At 35.2% G+C, this 4,847-nt stretch carries 5 protein-coding genes; 4 read left to right on the top strand and 1 reads right to left on the bottom strand.

All coding sequences use genetic code 11. The annotated features are described in order from the left end of the window. Positions 1-227 precede the first annotated feature (227 nt). Positions 228-1,919, top strand: a complete 1,692-nt coding sequence (locus Q0A18_RS03855; protein WP_292008857.1) for a formate--tetrahydrofolate ligase — start codon at positions 228-230, stop codon at positions 1,917-1,919. 146 nt (positions 1,920-2,065) lie between these two features. Beyond that, positions 2,066-2,431, top strand: a complete 366-nt coding sequence (locus Q0A18_RS03850) for a hypothetical protein (protein WP_292008856.1) — start codon at positions 2,066-2,068, stop codon at positions 2,429-2,431. A 56-nt stretch (positions 2,432-2,487) separates the two neighbouring features. On the opposite strand, the gene Q0A18_RS03845 is transcribed toward Q0A18_RS03850, so the two are convergent. Continuing rightward, entirely contained in the window at positions 2,488-3,129 is a 642-nt protein-coding gene (locus Q0A18_RS03845) for a hypothetical protein (RefSeq protein WP_292008855.1), read from the bottom strand. A 153-nt stretch (positions 3,130-3,282) separates the two neighbouring features. On the opposite strand from Q0A18_RS03845, the gene Q0A18_RS03840 reads away from it, so the two are divergent. Together Q0A18_RS03840 and Q0A18_RS03835 are read left to right on the top strand one after the other, a co-directional pair. Beyond that, entirely contained in the window at positions 3,283-3,855 is a 573-nt protein-coding gene (locus Q0A18_RS03840) for a C40 family peptidase (RefSeq protein WP_292008854.1), read from the top strand. Positions 3,856-3,894: 39 nt separating this feature from the next. Continuing rightward, on the top strand, positions 3,895-4,707 hold the full coding sequence (locus Q0A18_RS03835) for a 2,3,4,5-tetrahydropyridine-2,6-dicarboxylate N-succinyltransferase (RefSeq protein ID WP_292008853.1): 813 nt from the start codon (positions 3,895-3,897) through the stop codon (positions 4,705-4,707). Positions 4,708-4,847 lie beyond the last annotated feature (140 nt).

Raw genomic sequence — 4,847 nt, 5'->3', positions numbered from 1 at the left:
TTTATTTTTAGGGATGCCGTATGTGAGAGCAGGTGTCAATTATATGTTGAATAGTTAAACTTTGGGTATTTCTTATGAATTATAATGAAATAACTTACTGATTTATAATAGTTTAAAAACGGATAATTATAATATTATCTATGTTTATTTCCCTTTATATGATGTTTCTCACCTTCAAAGAAACATAAAATAAGTACATTTGAATACATTCTAAACAGAGAAAACATATGAATACTACAGAAGCTAAAAAGTTTCCTTCAGATATTGAAATTGCAAGATCCACAACCTTAGAACCGATTACAAAAATTGCTCAGAAAGTAGGTATACAGGAAGAACAGGTGATTCCGTATGGAAAGCATATGGCAAAGGTTCCTCTTGAATTGATTTCCCAGGACAAAATAGATCAGTCCAATCTGATATTAGTAACTTCTATTACACCCACCAAGGCTGGAATCGGAAAGACCACCGTTTCAATAGGGTTAGCATTAGGGTTAAATAAAATAGGAAAAAAAGCTGTGGTAGCACTTCGTGAGCCTTCTTTAGGTCCATGTTTCGGAATGAAAGGGGGAGCAGCTGGCGGAGGACATGCACAGGTATTACCAATGGAAAATATTAACCTGCATTTCACAGGAGATTTTCATGCCATTACTTCTGCTCACAATATGATTACTGCACTCCTTGATAACTATAATTATCATAACAGAGGAACTGATAAAGTATTGAAAGAAGTACTTTGGAAGAGAGTATTGGATGTTAATGACAGAAACTTAAGAAATATAACGACAGGATTAGGAGGAAGTGCTAATGGTGTTCCACAGGAATCAGGATTTGATATTACTCCCGCATCCGAAATCATGGCCATCCTATGCCTTTCTCAGGATTTAGATGATTTAAGAAGAAGAATAGAAAACATATTATTGGGATATAAAGCTGATGGAAGTATGTTTACCATAAAAGATCTGGGAGTTGCCGGTGCTATTACAGTTTTATTAAAAGATGCCCTTAACCCTAATCTTGTTCAGACTACAGAAAATACAGCAGCTTTTATACATGGAGGTCCTTTTGCCAATATTGCCCATGGATGTAATTCTGTGATTGCTACAAAAATGGCGATGAGTCATGCAGATTACGTTATTACAGAAGCCGGATTCGGGGCTGATTTAGGAGCAGAAAAATTCTTTGATATCAAATGCCGTAAAGCAGGATTAAACCCTAAACTTACAGTGATTGTTGTGACTGCACAAGGATTGAAAATGCATGGGGGAGTTTCTATCAATGAAATCAAACAGCCTAATAAATTAGGAATTATTAAAGGATTGGACAATCTGAAAAAGCATATTCAAAACATTCGTTCTTATGGTCAGAGTATAGTAATTGCCTTCAATAAATATAATACCGATTCTGAGGAAGAAATAGAAATCATTCAGGATTTCTGCAAACGATGTGAAGTAGGCTTTGCTCTGAATGATGCCTTTACCAAAGGAGGTGACGGAGCTATGAAATTCGCTGAGCTTGTTGTCAGTATGATAGAAGAAAAACCTTCTGAAAAACTGAAATTTGTTTATGAAGATCATGATCCTATTAAAGTGAAAGTAGAGAAAATTGCAAAGAATATCTATGGCGCAGCTTCTGTAAACTTTAGCCCGCAGGCTCTTATAAAGATCAAAAAAATTCAGGAAACAGATATGAATAATTTTCCGGTTTGTATTGCCAAAACACAGTATTCTTTCTCCGCAGATCCGAAAGCATACGGAGTCGCCCATGATTTTGAATTCCAGATCTCAGATATTGTAATCAACCGCGGAGCAGAATTCATTGTAGTTTTGGCTGGGGATATCATGCGCATGCCTGGTTTACCAAAAGAACCGCAAGCTCTTCATATTGATTTTAAGAATGGTCAGATAGAAGGATTAAGTTAAATATAGATAAAATATTAAAATTTTAATATTCTTTTTATATAAACAGTATCGTTTAGTAATAAATAAGGTTCTTCATTTATTGATATTTAAAAAATATTTGTATTTTAGCCCGGATTTAAAATTATAAATAAAAACTATCATTACCTATGAAGAAACTTTTTCTACTTTTTTTTACTGCGCTTTTCCTGTTAAGCTGTAGCTCCGATGAAGATACTATTTATGACTATATAGGAACCTGGTCCGGGACTTATGAAGGAAGTGACAAAGGAGTATGGAATATTGTGGTAGCAAGTGACGGAAAAGTGACGGGAACAATGCATTCGGATATTAATGAAGAAAATTATAGTATTTCCGGACGTCTAAGTGATTCCGGAGAATTGAATGCTGTAGTAGGTTTACCTTCCGACGGAGAATTCAGAGGAAATCTTGCTGACGATAAAGGAAACGGAAGCTGGAAGAATTCTGTTCCGACTCCGGAGAGGTCAGGAAGCTGGACGGGAGAAAAAAATTAAATTAAAAACTTTTTAAAAATATGAAAGCCTATAAATTGAATTTATAGGCTTTTTTATTATACAAATCCCATTGCTGTTATCTTTCCTTTTCTTTTGGTAGCGACAAAATAGAATAAGAAATCATCATCAGAAAATTGTTTATCAAAAGAAGCTTCAGTCTGACCAGTAAAAGGGACTATCTGCTCTGTGTGATCTGTAGTATACGCTTCAAAATCAACCTTCAAAGTGACAATAGAAATTTCGTCAGCATTAATATTATTTAAATGAAGGCTTTTATCCCATAATCCCATACTCATGGACAAATGTTCCAGGTTAGATTTTTTGCCCAGTTGAAATTGTCTGAGCAATATTTTTCCCTCTTCTGTAAGCATTCCGTTATATACGGTTCTTTCTCCCTTTGCTGAAACAGTATCAAGATCCTTAATCTGTGTCATTAATCGGGCGAATTTCTGATAGAGGAGGGGATCGTTGGATTCCCTGATATATTCTTCCAGTGCTGATCTGATCATTTTCCCCACTTTGGAACAATGTCCGAATTCCGAACTGTTCTGCCTTACTTTTTCATAGGCAGGATTCTTTTTATAAGCAGTTTTATTGAATCCGCTTTTCTTCCGGACCACATTTTTTCCGTTCAGGGTATAGAACACCAGATCACCAACAGATCCTTTCAGTTTAATCAAGCTTTCGTATGTAGCCATATGCAATGAGTTGGTGCCAAATATAGTGATATTTAATTAAATAAAAATATTAAAACTATAATTATAGTATAGTTCTAGTATAGTTTATAGATAATTAAAATATAATATGTATATTTGTAAAAATTCAGTTACTTTAGTAAAAATCAAGGTGATATGGTTTTAAGATTATTTGATAGAAACACAGCAATAAAGCAACTTTCAGTTTTATTATTAACTTCCTCCCTGATAGTATCATGCGGGAGTTCTAAAAGTGTGGCTGCCAAGAAAAGCACAAACACTAAAACGGTAGCAAAAACGGAAAACCTGAGGACGTTAGATTCCAATTATAGCGGAAAAGCGACAGGTTCTGCTAAAAGTCTGTTAAAAGATGCTGAAAGATATATTGGGACTCCTTATAAATTCGGAGGAAATACATCTTCAGGTTTTGATTGTTCAGGTTTTACATTAAAAGTATTTGAAGAAAACGATTATAAACTTCCCCGAAGGTCTGCAGATCAGGCAGAGACAGGGAAGAAAATAAATATCAAGGAAGTAAAACCCGGTGATTTGTTGTTCTTTGCGACAGCAGGAGGGAGCCGTGTATCTCACGTAGGTATAGTTCACGATATCGGAAATGACGGAGAAATTAAATTTATTCATGCTTCAACCTCAAAAGGAGTTATAATTTCTTCATTAAATGAAAAATATTGGAACAAAGCTTATCTACATGCGCAAAGAGTTTTGTAAATTTGCCTGTAAAAAATTATTTTAATCTAAATTACAGACATGTCGTTACAACAAACAATTGAAAACATTTGGGATAATAGAGACCTATTACAGAATGAAGACAGCCAGAAAGCAATCAGAGAAGTTGTTTCTTTATTAGATTCAGGAGAACTTCGTGTTGCTGAACCTACAGGGAACGGTTGGCAGGTAAACGAATGGGTGAAGAAAGCAGTAGTAATGTATTTCCCGATTCAAAAAATGGAAACTATTGAAGTAGGTCCGTTTGAGTTTCATGATAAAATTCCTTTAAAGAGAAATTATGCAGAAAAAGGAGTAAGAGTTGTACCTCATGCTATTGCAAGAGAAGGTTCTTTCGTTGCTTCAGGAGTAATCATGATGCCTTCTTACGTAAACATCGGTGCTTATGTAGATTCAGGAACAATGGTGGATACATGGGCAACAGTCGGAAGCTGTGCACAGATCGGTAAAAATGTACACCTAAGCGGTGGTGTAGGAATCGGTGGTGTTTTAGAGCCGTTACAGGCAGCGCCGGTTATTATTGAAGATGATTGTTTCATCGGATCAAGATGTATCGTAGTAGAAGGAGTACACGTAGAAAAAGAAGCAGTTTTAGGAGCTAATGTTGTTCTTACTGCATCTACTAAGATCATTGATGTTACAGGAGATCAGCCGGTGGAAATCAAAGGAAGAGTTCCTTCTCGTTCCGTAGTAATTCCGGGAAGCTATACCAAGCAGTATCCAGCAGGAGAATATCAGGTTCCTTGTGCCTTAATTATAGGGAAAAGAAAAGAATCTACAGATAAGAAAACATCACTTAATGATGCGTTAAGAGATAATAATGTTGCGGTATAATACATCACACAGCTTTGAAAGAGAAAATTCTTAAAATCATATTAAACCCTAAATATATATTTGGGGTTTATTTTATTATAGCTATTGCTACAGCTATTTCTAAATACTTTAGAGGAAGCTATGCTATTAATAACTATCTG

Origin of the sequence: Chryseobacterium sp. (assembly GCF_022712095.1) — a bacterium.
Taxonomy (GTDB): Bacteria; Bacteroidota; Bacteroidia; order Flavobacteriales; family Weeksellaceae; genus Chryseobacterium.
This window is presented reverse-complemented; position numbering and strand designations above follow the sequence as displayed.